Source organism: Paractinoplanes brasiliensis, assembly GCF_004362215.1.
Taxonomy (GTDB): domain Bacteria; phylum Actinomycetota; class Actinomycetes; order Mycobacteriales; family Micromonosporaceae; genus Actinoplanes; species Actinoplanes brasiliensis.
The window spans coordinates 3,835,853-3,852,356 of record NZ_SNWR01000001.1; the positions used below are offsets into that span (position 1 = coordinate 3,835,853).

Below are 16,504 nucleotides of genomic sequence, written 5' to 3' on the forward strand. Positions count from 1 at the left end.
GATCTGCGCGACCCGCCGCACACCCGCCGTCAGGAGTACGAGGACTTCTGACGGATGGCCTTGTCGAGGGCCTGATCGAGCACCACGAGCAGCGCGTCCCGTACCGACGCGCGGAAACGGGCGTCGAAGGAGAGGATTGGCACGTCCTCGCGTACGGCCAAAGCCCAGCGCACTTCATCCAGGCTGTAGCTCATTTGACCGTTGAACGTGTTCACGCCGACGACGAACGGAAGCCCGGCGCGCTCGAAGTAGTCCACGGCGGGATAACAGTCGTCGATCCGGTTGGTATCGACCACCACCAGCGCGCCGAGAGCCCCCTTGATCAGGTCGTCCCACATGAAGGCGAAGCGCGACTGCCCGGGCGTGCCGAAGATGTAGAGCTTCAGCGTCTGGTCGATGGTCAGCACGCCGAAGTCCATCGCGATGGTCGTCGTCGTCTTCATCGTGGCCTGGCCGGGGTCGTCGATGCCCATGGCCGCCGAGGTCATCTCGGCCTCCGTGGTCAGCGGTGAGATCTCCGAGATGGCGCCGACGGTGGTCGTCTTGCCGACGCCGAAGCCGCCCGCAACGATGATCTTTACCGGGACCGGCGCCTTCTTCGGACGGTCGCCGCTGCCGACAGCGGCGGTGCCGACAATGCGGTCAGGTGATTGCTCGTAGTCCACGGATCACTCGCATGATGGTCTCAGGGTCAGGGGTCTCGTTGTCCAGCACGTGGACGTCCAGTTGGCCGGCGGCCCGAAGGTCGCCGACGAGGATGCGGGTGACGCCGAGATGTAGGCGCAGCCGGGCGGAGATCTCCGCCACGGAGACGGGCTCGCCGCAGAGGCCCACGATGGCGCGCATCTCGGGGGAGAGGCGCACGGGACCGGCGGCGGGGTTGACGGTCACCTGGGTTTCCATCCCGATGTTGGGATCGGCGCCGTCGGTGCGCCCGGACGTGATGACGAACGGGCGCAAGCCAGAGGTCTGCTCGCCGGCCGGCGGCTCCTCGTCCCGGGTCGCGGGACGGTAACCGCCGGCCGAGAGCGGGCCGGACTGCAGGAAGGGGCGGACACTCGGCCGAGCCGGGTGTGCCGGGTCGTCGGGGTCCGAATAGGTCATTGTTGAACGGCGTTCTTCAACTCGGCGATCAAACGCGGGCTGAGGGCGCCACCCGCGCGGGTGGCGAAGAGTGTCATCTCGTACGCCAGCGTGCCCAGGTTTGCCGAGCGATCGGCGATGACGCCGAGCACCGAGCCGGCGCTGATCGCGGTGACCAGCAGATACCCGTCGGCCATGTCGATGATCACGCGGTTCAGGGAACCGAGGCGGTACCAGCTCGCGGCGCCGCCGGCCAGGCTGGTCAGGCCCGAGACGACAGCAGCCAGTCGCTCCGCGTTCGGCCGGTCCTTGATCGCCGACATCGCCATCAACAGGCCGTCGGAAGACACCGCAATGGCCTCGATCACCCCGGCCGTGCCCGAGGTGAAGGAGTCCAGCAGCCAGTTGAACGTCTTGGCCTCGGCGCTCAGCTGAGACTGGGCGTAACCGTTACCGGTGTCGGTGCTGTAGGGGGAAGTCATCGCGGTTGTCCCTCGGGTTGTGGCTGAGTTTCGTTCAGCGCGAGTGCGACGCCGTACTCGAACTGTTCCATCAGGGCTCGGGCCGCCTCCGGGTCGAGAGGCAGGCTCGGTGAGGCGGGCGGCGGGTAGTTCGGCTCGTCCTGGGGAAGGGTCGCGCCGGGTACGCGGCGCGCCAGGGGAGCGTGTCCGGCCGACGGCGGCGACGACATGTTCGTCTCGGCGACGTGCCACTGGGCGCGGCTGACGCCGGCCTCGAAGTCGTCGAACGCGGCCCGTGCCGCCATCGCGTCGTCCTCGGACGGCGGACGGCTGGGCAGGGGCGTGCCGCTCTCGGCCGGCAGCTGGCTACCCGGCACCCGCCGGCGCAGCGGACCGGTGTTTCCGGTGCTCGGCTGCGGCGGCTGGGAGGCCGGCTGGTGCTGAGGGACTGACGGCTGCTGGTATGCCTGGGGGGCGTACCGGTAGTCCTCTTCACTGGTGCGCTGGTGCGGAATCGCCGGCCGGGCGGGCGGCGGCTCGACGGCCGGCGCCGTCCAGGTGGCCTGGGGCGGCTCCGGTGACTGCTGGTGCCAGGCGTTGGGCCCGGCGGCCGGCAGCTCCGGCATCGCGGCCGGGACCCGGCCCGCGACGGGCGCGTTCAGGTCGTAGTCCGGCGTGATGACGGGCTGCTGGAAAACCACCGGTTCCTGGTAGGGAACCGGTTCCTGATAGGCGACGGGCTGCTGATACGGCGAGTACACCGGCTCGGCGTCGTAGACCGGCTGGCCCTCGATCGGCGCTCCGCCGCGGGCCGGGGCGAACGCGTTCCACGACTGCCCGCTCTCCAGGGTCTGCGTGGCGCGCTGCAGCGCGTTGGCATCGAACGGCTGCTGGCTGCCGGGAACCGAGGCCCGCGCCGCGGAACCGGCGATGACCTGGGCGAACTCGGAGGTGTGGTGACTCGGCGCGGTCGGGGCGGACACCGACGGGAACGGCGGGATCTCCTGCATGTGCGTGTTCGACACGCGGGCGATCAGGTGCGACGGGTTCAGGTCGACCCACGCCGTGATGCCGCCGCCGGGCGTCTCGGTCAGCGTGACCTCGATGCCGTGCCGGCGGGCGAGCCGGCCGACCACGAACAGGCCGAGCACCTCACTGGGCGCCAGGTCGAGCCGCTCACGGCGGGTGAGCCGGGCGTTCTCCTCGGCCAGGCGCTCGGGTGGCATGCCCAGGCCCTGGTCGATGATCGCCAGACGGGCGCCCCCACGCAGCTCGTTCGCGCTGATCACGACGCGGGTGTGCGGCGGCGAGAACGCGGTGGCGTTCTCCATCAGCTCGGCGAGCAGCAGGGTCAGGTCGGCCAGGACGGCCGGCACGACCACGATCTCTTCCGGGACATCGACGTCGACGCGGGTGTAGTCCTCGATCTCACCCAGGGCGAGACGGACGACGTCCTGCAGCGGCAGCGGGGCCATGTGCTCGTTGGCGCCGGCGCCGCCGGAGAGCACGACGAGGCTGGACGCGTTCCGGCGCAGACGGCTTGACATGTGGTCCAGGCGGTAGAGCTCGGAGAGGCGGTCGCTGTCGGTCTCGCGGCGCTCCAGGTTGTCGATCAGGGCCAGCTGGCGGCCGACCAGGTTCTGCGTACGCCGTCCGACGTGCGCGAACATCTGGGCGACGTTGCGGCGGCCGAGCACCTGACGTTCCACCAGCCGGACGGCGGTGGTCTGTACGCGGTCGAACGCGCGGGCCAGGTCGCCGATCTCGTCCTGGGCCTCGACGTCGACCGGGTCGAGTCGAATCGGGCGCACCGACTCGGCGTCGTCGTCGGCCACCCTCTCGAGCTCGGCCTCGGCGGCGCGGGCGATCCGGTCGGCCGAGGTGGTGAGGCGGCGCAGCGGCCGGGCGACCGCGCGGGCCATGAACAGGCTCAGCGCGACCACGATGAGCAGCAGAAGCAACGAGCCGCCACCGATGAGGAAGGCGTCCCGGATGGCCGTGTCGCGGTTGTTGGTCACGATCGCGTCCACGTCCGCGGCCACGCGCTTCTCGACGAAGCCGCCGAGGACGAGCACGGACTGCAGCGACGGGAACAGCGTCTCGATCTTCAGCCGTCCGACCGCCTCGACCGGGTTGGTCTGGGCCTCCTCCAGGAACTGGGCGCCGACCCGGGCCGAGAACGCGTCCTGGGCGCCGAGGTAGAGCCGGTACTGGCTGGGCGTGAAGAACTGCTCCGCGTTGGTGATCACCTGCTGGAGCTGGAGCAGTGACCGGCTGAAGAGGCCGATCAGCGGCACACCGTCCTGCTTGAGCACGACGGCCGCGGTGAGGTGCCCCGACGCCTGGCTGATCAGGTCGTCGCTGAGCAGGGACTGCTCGAGGGCGAACATCTGCCGGCCGACGCCGGTCTTGAGGTCGGCGTTCGACGACAGCCCGAGTCCGGTGATGATCGGGGTGATGACCTTGGTGAAGTCGTCGACAATCGCGTTCGGCGCGATGGCCTGGTTGAGCACGTTCTGCCGGGTGATGTCGAGCTTGGCCGCGTTGCGCAGCGCTCGGGCCAGGTCGCGGGACACGGCGTCGCCGCCGTCGTCCACGCGGGCCACGGCGTCGCGGGCGGCGGCGCTCTGCACCGCCAGGTCGTTCTGGTTGACCAGGCGGAAAAGGAACCCGACAGAGAGCAGACGCTCCTCCTGCAGTTCCTGCACCGCGGTGCCGACGCGGGAGGCCAGGGCCACCTGATCGGACGTGTTCTGCGCGTCGGTTGCGGCCTGGACGCGGTTGACGATGATCGGCACGCTCAGCGCCACGACGCCGAGCAGGGGCACAAGCACCAGCAGGGCGAGTTTGCCCAGGATGCGGAGCTTACCGAAGAGCACCGGATCGCTCCCCACGTGTCGGGTCGAGCTCGCCGTAACCGGGCGATTGACCGTACGGGCTCGGCGCGCCGTAGGGCGGGGGCGGTGCTGCGCCGTACGGGGTGGGGGTGCCGCCGGGCCGGTCGAGCGCGACGTCGCGGGTGGACTCGCCGATCGGGCGTTGGTCGGCCGGGGCGGCGGGCGTGGCCTCGCGGCGACGCGAGAAGGTCGGCCAGACCAGGGCGCCGGCCACGAGGAGCAGGGCCAGGACACCGATCGCGATCGCCTCGCCGCGGCGGTAGCTCAGCGAGTCGAGCCGGTCGTCGAGCAGGCGGTCCGTCTCGCGCAGCGTCACGCCGGCCAGATTGCTGAGCGCGCCCTGCAGGGTGGTCTGCGCCGTCGTGATCGTCGCCGCGCTGGGCTGACCACCGGTCGGGTCGGCGCCACGGATGATCTGCTCGATGCCGCGCCGGAACGAGTCGAGGGCGTTGACCAGGCTGCTGCTGAGCGTCGCGCTGGTGGTGTTGTCGACCGCGGCCTGCAGCGCCTCGGTGAGCCGCTTGACCGATTCCTGCACGGCGATGACCTGGTAGCCGAACTGCGCCTGGATCTGCGGGCGGCTGGCCGCGGGCAGGACCTGGAGCAGGTTCGCGTAGTCACCCGTGCGGTTCACCTCGACCGTCACGCGCGGCATGTAGGTGGCGACGGCCTGCTGCAGGCTGGAGACGTCGGCGTCCGGGTCGAGGGACAGCTTGGAGTTCCGCTGTACGGCGGTGTAGAGCGCGAGCGTGAGGTCGGTGACCTCGATGTGCGTGTTGAGCTTGTTGACCGCGCCGGCGGCGTCGGGCAGCTTGCCGATCTTGGCCTTGATGTCGGCCCAGCGCTCCTTGGTGCGCAGCTGGTCACCGATCCGGCCGTCGACGGCGGAAACGCCGGCAACCGCGGCGGCCAGCGTCTCGGGTGGCTCGGCGACCCCGGCGAGGGCCGTCGACTGCGACTCGGCCAGCGCGCTGACCAGCGGAGTCAGGGCGGTGATGTACTCCACACCCTTCTTCTCCAGCTCCGTGTTGTCCCGTAAGTCGGCGTTGTCGGTCCAAACACGGCCGAAGAGCACCGCTGTCGGCACAAGCACCAAAACCGTCAAAATCACCGCGATCGCGGAGCCTAAACGAGTTCGCCGGCTGTTCATTGCTTTCGTCCTCCGCCATGCACACGCGATGAGCCGTAAATTTGGCTACTTTCCGTAGCCGTCAGGCGCACGGATCCGGACCAATCTATCCGAGAAAACCTCAAGTAACCCCTTTCCAAGGGACACATCTCTCTCGGCTGATCGGGGGATACAGGGTGCGGTTGTCGTCGTTGTAACAAGCGTTCAGTTTCCGAAACAGCGGGTAGAACCCCAGTCCACACCGGTTCCGGAAGGTACCGCGGCGATGTTAACGGCAGAGTAGCCCGACGAGAAGCCGCAAGATTTTTCAGTCGTGACCGATAAGACCGGTGTCAATTCAACCGTTTGTAGTCGCGCTATAGCTGTGCGTAATATTTTGCCGATAGTGGCGGGAGGATTACGCCAGAACGGGCGGAGGAACGGGCCTTTCCCCGGCGTAAGCCGACAGGCAGCGGGGAAAAGCCCGAAACCGCTCAAATGCGGGCGAGTGCCTTGCGAAGTGGATCGAGACCCAGGGCTCCGAGGTTCAGTGCGTCCCGGTGGAACGTCTTCAAATCGAAATCCGCACCCTTGCGCTGCCGGGTCTCCTCGCGCGCCTGCATCCAGATCCGCTCACCGATCTTGTACGACGGCGCCTGGCCCGGCCACCCGAGGTAACGCTTCCACTCGAACCGCAGCGTCTTTTCCTCCATGCGCGTGTGCGCCCGCAGGAACTCCCAGCCCAGCTCCGGTGTCCAGCGCTCGCCCGGGTGGAAACCGAACGGGTTGTCCCGCGGGATCTCCAGCTCCAGGTGCATGCCGATGTCGACGATCACCCGGGTTGCCCGCAGGGCCTGGCCGTCGAGCATGCCCAGCCGGTCGCCCGGGTCGGAGAGATAGCCCAGCTCGTCCATCAGCCGCTCGGAGTAGAGCGCCCAGCCCTCGCCATGCCCCGAGCACCAGCAGAGCAGCCGCTGCCAGCGGTTGAGCGTGTCGGCGCGCAGCAGGGCCTGGCTCACCTGCAGGTGATGACCCGGCACGCCCTCGTGATAGACCGTCGTGACCTCACGCCAGGTGGAGAACTCGGTGACCCCCTCGGGCACGGCCCACCACATGCGCCCCGGGCGGCTGAAGTCCTCGCTCGGGCCGGTGTAGTAGATGCTGCCGTCGCTGGTCGGGGTCAGACAGCACTCGATCCTGCGCGCGGGCGGCTCGATGTCGAAGTGCGTGCCGTTCAGCTCGGAGATCGCCTTGTCGGCGAGCGCCTGCATCCAGTCGCGGAACGCCTCCTTGCCGGCGATGTTGCGGGCCGGATCGGCGTCGAGCGCGGCCACGGCCTCGTCGATCGAGGCCCCCGAACCGGCGATCAGCGCGGACGTCGCGCGCATCTCCTCCTCGAGCCGGAACAGCTCGGCGAACCCCCACTCGTACGTCTCCTGCAGGTCCACCTTGGCGCCCAGGAAGTACTGCGAGGCCAGCTCGTACCGTTCCAGGCCGGCGGCCTCCTTGTCGCGTCCGCGCGGGGCCAGGTCGCGGCGCAGGAACTCGGCGAAGTCGGCGGTGGCCGCGGTCGCGGCGTCGGCGCCGCGGGTCAGCTCGGCGGCGAGCGCGCCGTCGGCCTCGAGCCCCGCGGCCAGGCCGCGATAGAAGTCGTCACGGTCGGGGTCGGTCCACGCGTCGCACTGCTCGGCCACGGCCAGCATCTGCGCGCGGGCGCTGACCCGGCCCGCGTCGGCCTCCTCCAGCAGTGTGCGGCGATACTGGTCGAGCGCGCGCGGCAGGTCGTTGAGCCGAGCCGCGATGTTGGCGACCGCCTCCTCACCCGTGGTCGGCATCACGTCGAAGACGCCGCGCAGCGCGTGCAGGCCGCTGCTGATGACGCTGATCTCGCTCTTGGTCACGCCGGCCTCCTCCCGGGCCAGCTCCAGCCCGAGCCGTTCCATCATGGCGTCCTTGGCGACCGCCTCGGACTCGGTTTCCGGGTAGACCACGTCAAGATCATTGAGCGTACGGCGGGTCAGCTCGGCCTGGGCCGCATAGCCCTCGGCGGAGAAGTCGTCGGTCTTGGCGTCGTGCCCCGAGATGCCGACATAGGTGGCGCCGAGAGGGCTCAGGTCCGCCCATTCATCGACATAACGGTCAGCGAGGTCATCAATTCGTCCCACTGGGCGACCATACGTTCTCTCCGTGCCTCACGGGCCCGCTTTTTACCCCGGTGAGCCGCCGTGGGCGGCGGTCCACTCCAGCAGGCGGTCCATCGGCCAGGTGTTGACCACGTTCTCGATCGGCACGTTGCACATCGCGGCCCGCTCGCAGCCGAAGCCCAGCCAGTCGAGCTGCCCCGGCGCGTGCGCGTCGGTGTCGACGCTGAACAGACAGCCCGCCTCGACCGCGACGGTGAGCATCCGCTTGGGCGGGTCCAGCCTGTCCGGCCGGGAATTGATCTCAATGGCCTTGTTGTGCTCGAGGCAGGCGGCGATCACCTTGTCGAGGTCGAACGTGCTCGGCGGCCGGGTGCGGACCCGCCGGTGCGCCTGGTCGCCCTCGCCCGCCGCCGGCACCTTGCGGCCGGTCATGTGGCCCAGGATGTCGAGATGCGGGTTGGCCAGCGCGTTGACCATCCGCTTGGTCATCCGCGGCGACTCGTCGCGCAGCTTGCTGTGCACCGAGCCGACCACCACGTCGAGCCGGGCCAGCAGCTCGTCCTCCTGATCGAGCGAGCCGTCGTCGAGGATGTCGACCTCGATGCCGGTGAGGATGCGGAAACCCTCGGGCAGCTGGTCGTTGAGCCGGGCCACGTAGTCGAGCTGCTTGCGCAGGCGGGCCGCGGGCAACCCCCGAGCCACAGTGAGCCGCGGCGAGTGGTCGGTCAGCACCAGGTATTCGTGGCCCAGGTCGGCCGCGGCCAAGGCCATCTCCTCGATCGGGGAACCGCCGTCCGACCAGTCCGAGTGGCAGTGGCAGTCGCCGCGCAGGGCCTCACGGAGCTTACGGGCCGCGCCGTGCAGGTCGATGCCGTCGGTCGACTCGAGCCGGCGCAGGTAGACCGGTTCCTCGCCTCGCAGCGACTCCTCGACACAGCGAGCGGTGACGGCGCCGATGCCGCTGATCTCGCCCAGCGTGCCCTCGCCGGCCCGCGCCACCAGCTCCTCCTCGTCGAGCGCGGCGACCTTCGCAGCGGCCGAACGGAACGCGCGCACCCGATAGGTCGCCTCGTTCGAACGTTCCAGCAGAAAGGCGATGCGCCGCAGGTCCGCCACCGGGTCACGAGAAGCCATGCCAGACAGCCTAGAAGCTTCGGTGACTAGCATCGCGGGCATGCGGACGATCGACTGGGTGGACGGCGCTGTCGAGATCATCGATCAGACGGTGCTGCCGGGGGAGCTGAAGATTCTCCGCCTGCACACGGTGGGCGAGCTGGTCGCGGCGATCCAATCCTTGGCCGTACGGGGTGCTCCCGCCCTCGGCGTGGCCGGCGCGTTCGGCGTGGCGCTGGCCGCCCGCGTGCACGCCGACGACCCGCAGGCGCTCGCCGCGGCGGTCCACCGGATCGAGAACGCCCGCCCCACAGCGGTGAATCTGGCCCGCGGCGCCCGTCGTGCCGCCGGACTGTTGCGGCAGGGTCCGCAGGCCGTGCTCGACGAGGCCTTCCGCGTACGCGACGAAGAGATCGCCGCCTCCTCCGCCATGGCGGCCCGGGGAGCCGACCTGATCGTGGAACTCTGCGGCACCCGGCCGCGGCTGCTCACACACTGCAACACGGGCGGGCTCGCCGCGGTGACCGTCGGCACGGCGCTCGGGGTGGTTCACGAGCTCCACCGGAGAGGCACGCTCGCGGGCGTGATCGCAAGCGAGACCCGGCCGCTGCTGCAGGGCGCGCGGCTCACGTCGTGGGAGCTCACGCAGTGGGGCATCGAGCATCGGGTCGCGGTCGACTCGGCCGGCCCTTTCCTCATGGCCCGGGGCGAGGTCGACGCCGTGATCCTGGGCGCCGACCGCATCTGCGCCAACGGCGACGTGATCAACAAGATCGGCTCGTACGCCCACGCCCTCGGCGCCCGCCGCGCCGGTCTGCCGTTCGTGGTGGTCGCCCCCGAGTCCACCGTCGACCTCAGCACCCCCTCGGGCGACGCGGTGCCGATCGAGGACCGCGGCTCGTCCGAGATCACGCCGTGGGCCCCGGCCGCGAACCCGGCCTTCGACGTGACCCCGCACGACCTGGTGACCGCCATCGTGACCGACCGCCGAGTCATCCGCCTGGACCACTCCGAAACCCCGTAGCCCGCCCCTGCCGGCGCTCCCGCCGTCCAAGCCGCTCCCGCCGTTTCCGGTCTCGCTGTCCAAGCCGGTCTCGCCGTCCCCGCTCGCGCCGTCCCCGCTCTCGCGTCCCCAAGCCGCTGCCGCCGTCCAAGCCGCTCTTACCGCTCACACCGTTCTCACCGCCACGGCGTTCTCACCCGCCACACCCGTTCGGCCGCCAGCCGTCGGCTTCACCGTTGGCGCCGAGGGTGCCCTGTGGTCGGTCGGGATCGGCGCAGTGCGCGGCGGCCGGCACGCTCCTGCCGACGGCCGGGCCGCGGCTGTTCCGGCTACGGCTCGGGTTTCCACGGCTTCAACCAGTCGGTCTCGGGCCAGCCCTCGGCGGCGGCCATGAGCGGATAGGCGGTCGCCCCGTCGGTCGACTCGCGGACGATGTCGGCGTGCCCGGTGTGCCGGGCGGTCTCCTCGATCAGGTGCAGCAGGACCCACCGCAGCGTCCAGTGCGACAGGTCCTTGCTGTTCCATGGCACCGAGTGGTCGACCGGGACGGCATGCCCGAGATCGTCGAGCTCGATCACCGTCCTTTCGGTCCGCGCCGCGATCTCGTCGTACCGGGCCAGCACCTCGTCGATGCTCTCGCCGTCGGCCAGCCGGAAGTTGTCGGCGTAGGCGGCGTAGTCGAGCTCCTGCGGCTCGCCCCGCACCTGCGCCATCCACCCGGCCTCTGTCGACGCGCAGTGCTTGATCAGCCCGCCGACGCTGAGCGCGCTGGCCGACGGCGTCGCCCGCAACTGCTCCTCGGTGAGCCCGTACGCCGTCAGCCTCAGCAGATACCGCGCCTGCGCGAGGTAGGCGAGCAGACCGTGCTGTTCGTTCTCGATCGAACCGACCTGACCGGGCATCGCGGACTCCCTACGTTCGGCTGTTCCCCATCCCTGTGACGAGAACGCTAAAAGCCATTCCGGCCACTTTCCGGCCGCATTGTCTCGACCGTCGCCATGTCTTCTGCCACCCGCGTGACCCAGCCGCCGGCCCGCCCCAGATCGAGCAGGCCATCGACCGTGGCCGTCATGTTCGCGGGGTGCCCGGGCGAGGACGGCCAGGCCCGGCGCAACTCCCCGGCGCGGGCAACCGCGGGCGTCAGATCGCGCCCCGGGTCGGTCCCGAGGGCGTGGCGCATCTGTTCGAGGTCGCCGATCAACCGCCCCAGGGCACTGTCGACCTCCGACGCGTTGCCGCCGCACATCGCCACGATCAGCTCGGCCCTGGTGGCCGCCACGCGAGTGCCGTCCCGGAACGAACCGGCGGCCAGCGCCCCCGCGAGCGGGTTGTCCTCCAGTTGCAGTGCGAGCGCTGCGGCGAAGAGGTGCGGCACGTGGCTGACCTCGGCCACGGCCCGGTCGTGCTCGGCCGAGGACGCCGGAACCACCCGCGCGCCCAGCTCGGTGCAGAGCGTCGCGAGGGTCAGCCAATCGGGCAGATCGGTCTCGCTCTCGACGGTCAGAACCCAGGCACACCCGGCGAAGAGCGCCGTGTCCGTGGCCCCGAAGCCCGATGTCTCCTTACCTGCCATCGGATGCCCACCCACGAACCGCCGAACGCCGTGCTTGACGGCCAGGTCGCGAACGGGCGCCTTGACGGACGTCACGTCGGTGATCAGCCCGGCATGACCGGCCAGCTGCTCGAACACGCCGGGCAACGCCGGCAGTGGGACGGCGAGCACGACCAACTCTGCCCGCTCGACCGCCCGAGCGACGTCCGCCGCCACCTCGAACCCGGCGGCACCGGCAAGCCCCCGGGTTCCCGGGTCGGCATCGAAGCCCACGACTTGATGACCCCCCGCCCGTAGCGCACGCAGCAGCGATCCCCCGATGAGCCCCAGGCCGACGATTGCGATGTTCACGCCGGGAACTCTCCCACAATCGGGCCTGCCCACCCCGCGCTTCCGGCTCGCTTGTGGATAACCAACCGGCCTGTGGACAACGCGCTCGGCCCAGGGCGCCGGGTGTAGCGTCGCTCACCACTCCATCGAGGTCGGCCGTTCGGGTAGTCGATCATCGGCCGATCCTGACGTCACATATGTCCGTTTTGAGGCTGCAAGGGAGGAGCCCGCACATCTACGGTGATCTTGTGAGTTAACGAGTCAAACCGCACCGTGACGGTCAACACCAGGCCGACGCGGTCGCGAGCAGACGAGCCCGGCCGACATGCGCGGGCGTGGCTGGGCGCGCGGGCGTGGCTGGGCGGGCAGGCGTGGCTGGGCGGGCAGGCGTGGCTGGGCGCGCGGGCGTGGGCGCCACACCGCCCGTACGGGGAACAAGGTCTTTACTCCCGGCAGCAAGGGGCCGCACCCATCGGGCGAGGGTGCGGCCCCTTGCGTACCCGGAAGATTCAGGCCCTGCAGTTGTGCGAGCGTTTCCAGGCCGCGACCTCGGCGACCGGGCTCTTCTTGCCGCCCTTGCGCCACGACGCGAGATAGGAGTAGGGCCACACCACCCCGCGGCGGACCTTCCAGTCGCCGACCTGGGCGCACGGCGGTGAGATGCCGTAGTGCAGGTGGCAGACGTTGTTCGCGTTCCCGGTTCGGCCGACCTTGCCGAGCTGCTGACCGGCGGCGACCCGGACACCTTTCTTGATGCCGTTCTGCACCCTGCTCAGATGCGAGCCGTAATACCGAACGCCGTCGTCCCCCAGTAGCGACACCGACAGGCCGCCGTTGTTGGGGCCGTCGGGCGCACCTTTGACATACACGTCCTTGAGGCTGACCTCGAGCACAACGCCGCTGGTCGTGGCGACCACGGTCGCACCGCAGTCGGCGAAGATGTCGGTCGCCTTGTATTTCGAGTGGGTGGTGTGCCAGTCAACGTTCGACGCCTTGACCGGGAAGACGTACGCCGTAGTGATCTGCGGCGTGGCGGACGGGCTGCGGCTGGGCGACGCGCTCGGTGACGGCGCGGCTGACGACGGAGCCGGCACCGGTGCTTCCGAGGTGACGGAGGGCTCGACGAACTGCGGGGTCGCGGCGACCGGCCCGTCGGCGGGGTTGCCGCCACAGCCGGTCAGGCAGACGGCCAAGACGGTCAAACCGGAAAGGGTACGGAGCAATCGCACCGAGCCATCCTGGCAGAAGTGACCCGGACCCGCCGACCAGCGCTGGCTAGGCTGGCAGGGGTGAGGGCCGGTCGAGGCGTGCCGGTCGATGCTGGAGGTGGGCTGTGACCGACGGGCGCGAGGCCTGGCAGACGACCGCGATGCCGCCCCCTCCGGGTGTGCCGATGCGGCCGCCGTCGGGGCTGTTCCCCGGTCCGTCGCGGCCGACCTATCGCGAGCCGCACCCGGTCACCGCGGGCCCGCTTCTGGCCGGTCTGGCCGCCGGCGTGACCTGGCTGGCCCTTTTCGGCGCCCTCGCCCGTGACCTGGCCGGATATGCGTGGTGGACGCTGCTGGCGGCGGTCAGCGCCTGGGCCGTCGCGGTCGTGCTGACGCTGATCGGCGACCGTGGCGCGGCCGTCGGTGTCGCCCTCGCGAGCGGCGTCGGCCTCTCGATCGCCATGGCGTTCGTCGGCGCCCGGTGGATCACGACGGAGGACTGGCCGCTGTGGTGATTGTCCGATCTTGACCGGCTTGTCGGCGACCCGATGTGCCGTCCTCGTCGCCGTACGCACTCGGTCTTGACTTAAGGTCTGGATAAGGTTCAACCTCGGGCCATGCCCCCCTCACCGAATCGGCTCGATCCCGATCGTCGCCGGCGCCGGCTGGAGTTGCTGGCCGCACTCGCGAGTGCGAAAACGGCGCGTGAGACGACGCAGCCCCAGCGGCTGCGCAGGGCGCGTCTGCGCGAGCTCATCGCGATGCGTCGTCGCCTGGTGAACTGACTTCCGCCACCGTCAAAGGCGTGGCGCACCGCGCCCGCCGTTCTTCCGGCTACCGTCACTCGCGAAGACACCAGTCGTGGGGGGAAAGTTGTCGACATTCGCTGCTGCCGTTGGCCGGGGCAAGGACGGGTGGACGGCGTCCGAGCTGGACCTGGGTGGGCTGGCCGACATCGAGGAAATCGTCGACGCGATGCGCGACGTGGAGCCGGACGCGGACGTGACGCTGCTCTTCGTCGAGAGCGACGACCAGTATCTGGCCGTTCTGCGGCTCGACGAGGGTGAGGACCTGCGGGTCTTCGGCTCCGACTCGGCGTTCGCCGAGGAGTCGCGGATCGGCGCGGTGCTGCTGGGCGAGATCGAGGCGCCGGCGCTGGAGATCGACGAGCTGACCGACGGTGGTGACGACGACACCGACAAACCCGCCGTCGACCCGGACGCCGATCCGGTGGGCGATGCCGAGCTGCTCAACGACCTCGGCATCAGTGCGCACCGGCTGCTCGCGCTGTGCGGGCTCGAGGGCATGCTGCCGGCCGACGTGACCGCCGAGATCTGCCAGCGCATCGGCTGCGGCGACGAGATGGAAGAGCTGCGGGAGGCGTGAGCCTGGTGGCCCGGCCGCAGCACGTGGCCTGGATGCGGCGGGCGCTCGACGTGGCTGCCGCGACCGGGGACGACGTGCCGGTGGGCGCGGTGCTGCTCGACGCCGAGGGCCGGGAGCTGGCCGCGGCGGGCAACCAGCGGGAGGCGACCGGTGATCCGACCGCCCACGCCGAGATCCTCGTGCTGCGGCGTGCGGCGGAACAGGCCGGCACGTGGCGGCTCGACGGCAGCACGCTTGTCGTCACGTTGGAGCCCTGCACGATGTGCGCGGGGGCGCTGGTGCTGGCGCGGGTGTCGGTGCTGGTGTTCGGGGCCTGGGAGCCGAAGACCGGCGCGGTGGGGTCGCTCTGGGACGTCGTACGGGATCGTCGTCTCAACCATCGGCCCGAGGTGTATGCGGGAGTGCTCGAGGCCGAGTGCGCGAGCCTCCTGCGCGACTTCTTCCGCTGATTCCCGTACGGGATCCAGGCCGCGCCCGGTTTTCGCGAGCGGCTCATACCCGTACGGGGGAAGGGCCGCGACGCCGCACGAAGCCGGCGCCGCGGCACTCGGCTCAGGAAGCGCCAGTGATCGCGGTGTCGAGACCGATCCGGACCATGTCGCCGAAGCCCTGCTCGCGCTGCGCCGAATCCATCCTGGCGCCCGTCTTGATGTGATCGCTGACGGTCAGGACGGTCAGCGCCTTGGCGCCGTAGCGGGCGGCGATGGTGTAGATGGCGGCCGATTCCATCTCGACCGCGAGCACGCCGTAGTCGGCCAGCGAGTCGTAGAGGTCGGGACGGTCGGTGTAGAACGCGTCGGCGGCCAGGATCGGGCCCACGCGGATCGCCGTGCCCTGCCGCTCGGCCACCTCGACCGCCGTACGCAGCAGACCGAAATCGGCCACCGGCGCGTAGTCGATCAGGCCGTCGAAGCGGGACCGGTTCATGTTGGAGTCGGTCGCCGAGCCGATGGCGGCGATCACGTCACCCAGCTGCAGGTCGGGCGCCAGCGCGCCGCACGAGCCGATCCGGATGACCGACTTCACGCCGTACTCGTTGATCAGCTCGTGGGTGTAGATCGACGCCGACGGCATGCCCATGCCGGAGCCCTGCACCGACACCGGGACGCCCTGGTAGGTGCCGGTGAAGCCGAGCATGCCCCGGACCTGGCTGTAGCACTTCGCGTCCTGCAGGAAGGTCTCCGCGATCCATTTCGCCCGCATCGGGTCGCCCGGGAGCAGGACCCGCTCGGCGATGTCGCCCGGCTGTCCGCCGATGTGCACGCTCATCGGCGCGTCTCTTCTCGCTCGTTCATGACCTCGATCCTGCCAGGTCGGACGAGGTCACCCGGGGTCGGCGCGATGATTGGGGAACCCGGCGACGAGCGCTGATCGGCGTCCGGTAACGTACTTACCGGTGGTGTGTCCGAGCGGCCTAAGGAGCACGCCTCGAAAGCGTGTGAGGGTGCAAGCCCTCCAAGGGTTCAAATCCCTTCACCACCGCCAACAGCCGACGGCTCTGTGATGACGGAGCCGTCGGTTTTGTTTGTCGACTCTGGTCACTCTCCGTTTCCCGGAACGGGTCAGCCGAACGTACGGGTGTGGGATCGTCCGATCGGCCCTTCTCCATGATCAGGTATCGTGCGCGTAACGCCGCCGTTTCGATGTCGTCCTGCCGCATCCGCGAGCAGTATCGATGACTCACGGTGATGCTATGGGGACAGCCCTAATAACTCCGGTGTAGCGCAAGTCACGCAGCCCAAAACCACCGGATCAGACAATGCCCTTTAACCGCCTGGTGAAAAAATCTCACAAGATTGCCCTACACCGATGGCTGGGAACTGTCCTAGATTTGACTCGTGAGAGTTGACAGTCACTGGTGGAATGGTGACGTCCGGCTTGCGCGCCGTGACGTCTACGTCCGCACCGACGGCGACCGCTGGGAAGTCGAAGCTCAGATGGGCGGACCAGAGGGAAAGTCGAAGGTGCAGCAGTGTCCAGGACGGGCTTCTGCCATGATCCTGGCCGACGCGTGGCGTGGACCACGCTGGCAGTGGCGCAAGCTGTAGAGGCGCCAGGAGCCCAGGCTGCGCCGCAGGCTTGACTTCATCGGCCAGCCGATCTTTCCAATGAGGGTCAGATCCTGAACGGGATCTGGCCCTCATTGCGTTCCTCTTTCCGGCGGACCGTTTGTCCGATGACAATTGTTTGCGCGGATCTAACCTGAGTCGCCATCAACA

The 16,504-nt window shown here is 69.6% G+C and carries 17 protein-coding genes and 1 tRNA gene; 7 read left to right on the forward strand and 11 right to left on the reverse strand.

Translation table 11 applies throughout. The annotated features are described in order from the left end of the window. Positions 1-29 precede the first annotated feature (29 nt). From C8E87_RS17160 to C8E87_RS17190, 7 genes are all read right to left on the reverse strand, one after another. A complete protein-coding gene (locus C8E87_RS17160) occupies positions 30-665 on the reverse strand; it encodes a GTP-binding protein (protein WP_438866069.1) in 636 nt (211 codons plus the stop codon). After that, positions 643-1,104 carry a DUF742 domain-containing protein gene (locus C8E87_RS17165; protein WP_133874037.1) on the reverse strand — a complete coding sequence of 154 codons (462 nt, stop codon included), beginning with the start codon at positions 1,102-1,104 and terminating at the stop codon, positions 643-645. The genes C8E87_RS17160 and C8E87_RS17165 overlap by 23 nt, the downstream gene beginning before the upstream one ends. After that, positions 1,101-1,565, reverse strand: a complete 465-nt coding sequence (locus tag C8E87_RS17170) for a roadblock/LC7 domain-containing protein (RefSeq protein WP_133874038.1) — start codon at positions 1,563-1,565, stop codon at positions 1,101-1,103. The genes C8E87_RS17165 and C8E87_RS17170 overlap by 4 nt, the downstream gene beginning before the upstream one ends. After that, on the reverse strand, positions 1,562-4,423 hold the full coding sequence (locus tag C8E87_RS17175) for a sensor histidine kinase (RefSeq protein WP_133874039.1): 2,862 nt from the start codon (positions 4,421-4,423) through the stop codon (positions 1,562-1,564). Before C8E87_RS17175 ends, C8E87_RS17170 begins: the two co-directional genes overlap by 4 nt. Next, positions 4,410-5,552: a hypothetical protein gene (locus C8E87_RS17180; protein WP_243755151.1), complete on the reverse strand. Its 1,143-nt coding sequence runs from the start codon at positions 5,550-5,552 to the stop codon at positions 4,410-4,412. The genes C8E87_RS17175 and C8E87_RS17180 overlap by 14 nt, the downstream gene beginning before the upstream one ends. A gap of 491 nt (positions 5,553-6,043) precedes the next feature. Beyond that, positions 6,044-7,714 carry a DUF885 domain-containing protein gene (locus C8E87_RS17185; RefSeq protein ID WP_133874040.1) on the reverse strand — a complete coding sequence of 557 codons (1,671 nt, stop codon included), beginning with the start codon at positions 7,712-7,714 and terminating at the stop codon, positions 6,044-6,046. A 42-nt stretch (positions 7,715-7,756) separates the two neighbouring features. Beyond that, on the reverse strand, positions 7,757-8,827 hold the full coding sequence (locus C8E87_RS17190; protein ID WP_133874041.1) for a PHP domain-containing protein: 1,071 nt from the start codon (positions 8,825-8,827) through the stop codon (positions 7,757-7,759). Between the two features lie 40 nt (positions 8,828-8,867). On the opposite strand from C8E87_RS17190, the gene mtnA reads away from it, so the two are divergent. Further along, positions 8,868-9,830, forward strand: coding sequence for an S-methyl-5-thioribose-1-phosphate isomerase (gene mtnA, locus C8E87_RS17195; protein ID WP_133874042.1), 963 nt, complete (start codon positions 8,868-8,870; stop codon positions 9,828-9,830). 308 nt (positions 9,831-10,138) lie between these two features. Here the strand turns inward: mtnA and C8E87_RS17200 are convergent, their stop codons facing one another. The 3 genes from C8E87_RS17200 to C8E87_RS17215 all read right to left on the reverse strand — a co-directional run bounded on the left by C8E87_RS17200 (position 10,139) and on the right by C8E87_RS17215 (position 12,920). Next, complete coding sequence (locus C8E87_RS17200; RefSeq protein WP_133874043.1) at positions 10,139-10,711, reverse strand: DinB family protein; 573 nt, start codon at positions 10,709-10,711, stop codon at positions 10,139-10,141. A 47-nt stretch (positions 10,712-10,758) separates the two neighbouring features. Further along, a complete protein-coding gene (locus C8E87_RS17205) occupies positions 10,759-11,712 on the reverse strand; it encodes a prephenate dehydrogenase/arogenate dehydrogenase family protein (protein ID WP_133874044.1) in 954 nt (317 codons plus the stop codon). 488 nt (positions 11,713-12,200) lie between these two features. Further along, the gene (locus C8E87_RS17215; protein ID WP_133874045.1) at positions 12,201-12,920 is read right to left on the reverse strand and encodes a M23 family metallopeptidase; all 720 of its coding nucleotides are present in this window, start codon (positions 12,918-12,920) and stop codon (positions 12,201-12,203) included. A 140-nt stretch (positions 12,921-13,060) separates the two neighbouring features. Here C8E87_RS17215 and C8E87_RS17220 point away from each other — a divergent pair, with 140 nt between their 5' ends. The 4 genes from C8E87_RS17220 (at position 13,061) to C8E87_RS17230 (ending at position 14,734) form a co-directional block, all read left to right on the forward strand. Next, positions 13,061-13,414 (forward strand): hypothetical protein, encoded by a 354-nt coding sequence (locus tag C8E87_RS17220; RefSeq protein WP_133876884.1) that lies wholly within the window; start codon positions 13,061-13,063, stop codon positions 13,412-13,414. 102 nt (positions 13,415-13,516) lie between these two features. Further along, the gene (locus C8E87_RS43730; RefSeq protein ID WP_166661183.1) at positions 13,517-13,684 is read left to right on the forward strand and encodes a hypothetical protein; all 168 of its coding nucleotides are present in this window, start codon (positions 13,517-13,519) and stop codon (positions 13,682-13,684) included. 88 nt (positions 13,685-13,772) lie between these two features. After that, a complete protein-coding gene (locus C8E87_RS17225) occupies positions 13,773-14,285 on the forward strand; it encodes a tRNA adenosine deaminase-associated protein (RefSeq protein WP_133874046.1) in 513 nt (170 codons plus the stop codon). A gap of 2 nt (positions 14,286-14,287) precedes the next feature. Next, a complete protein-coding gene (locus C8E87_RS17230) occupies positions 14,288-14,734 on the forward strand; it encodes a nucleoside deaminase (protein ID WP_341771757.1) in 447 nt (148 codons plus the stop codon). Between the two features lie 103 nt (positions 14,735-14,837). Here the strand turns inward: C8E87_RS17230 and deoD are convergent, their stop codons facing one another. Next, entirely contained in the window at positions 14,838-15,554 is a 717-nt protein-coding gene (deoD, locus tag C8E87_RS17235) for a purine-nucleoside phosphorylase (RefSeq protein ID WP_133874047.1), read from the reverse strand. 126 nt (positions 15,555-15,680) lie between these two features. Here deoD and C8E87_RS17240 point away from each other — a divergent pair. Both C8E87_RS17240 and C8E87_RS17245 read left to right on the forward strand, forming a co-directional pair. Continuing rightward, positions 15,681-15,770: transfer RNA gene (locus C8E87_RS17240), tRNA-Ser, on the forward strand. A 353-nt stretch (positions 15,771-16,123) separates the two neighbouring features. Continuing rightward, positions 16,124-16,333 (forward strand): hypothetical protein, encoded by a 210-nt coding sequence (locus tag C8E87_RS17245; RefSeq protein WP_133874048.1) that lies wholly within the window; start codon positions 16,124-16,126, stop codon positions 16,331-16,333. Positions 16,334-16,504: the final 171 nt, after the last annotated feature.

Excerpts from the sequence above, each read along its gene's own strand:
- C8E87_RS17165 (WP_133874037.1), bottom strand. The coding sequence starts at position 1,104 with ATGACCTATTCGGACCCCGACGACCCGGCACACCCGGCTCGGCCGAGT.
- C8E87_RS17170 (WP_133874038.1), bottom strand. The coding sequence starts at position 1,565 with ATGACTTCCCCCTACAGCACCGACACCGGTAACGGTTACGCCCAGTCT.
- C8E87_RS17190 (WP_133874041.1), bottom strand. The coding sequence starts at position 8,827 with ATGGCTTCTCGTGACCCGGTGGCGGACCTGCGGCGCATCGCCTTTCTG.
- mtnA (WP_133874042.1), top strand. The coding sequence starts at position 8,868 with ATGCGGACGATCGACTGGGTGGACGGCGCTGTCGAGATCATCGATCAG.
- C8E87_RS17200 (WP_133874043.1), bottom strand. The coding sequence starts at position 10,711 with ATGCCCGGTCAGGTCGGTTCGATCGAGAACGAACAGCACGGTCTGCTC.
- C8E87_RS17220 (WP_133876884.1), top strand. The coding sequence starts at position 13,061 with ATGCCGCCCCCTCCGGGTGTGCCGATGCGGCCGCCGTCGGGGCTGTTC.
- C8E87_RS43730 (WP_166661183.1), top strand. The coding sequence starts at position 13,517 with ATGCCCCCCTCACCGAATCGGCTCGATCCCGATCGTCGCCGGCGCCGG.
- deoD (WP_133874047.1), bottom strand. The coding sequence starts at position 15,554 with ATGAGCGTGCACATCGGCGGACAGCCGGGCGACATCGCCGAGCGGGTC.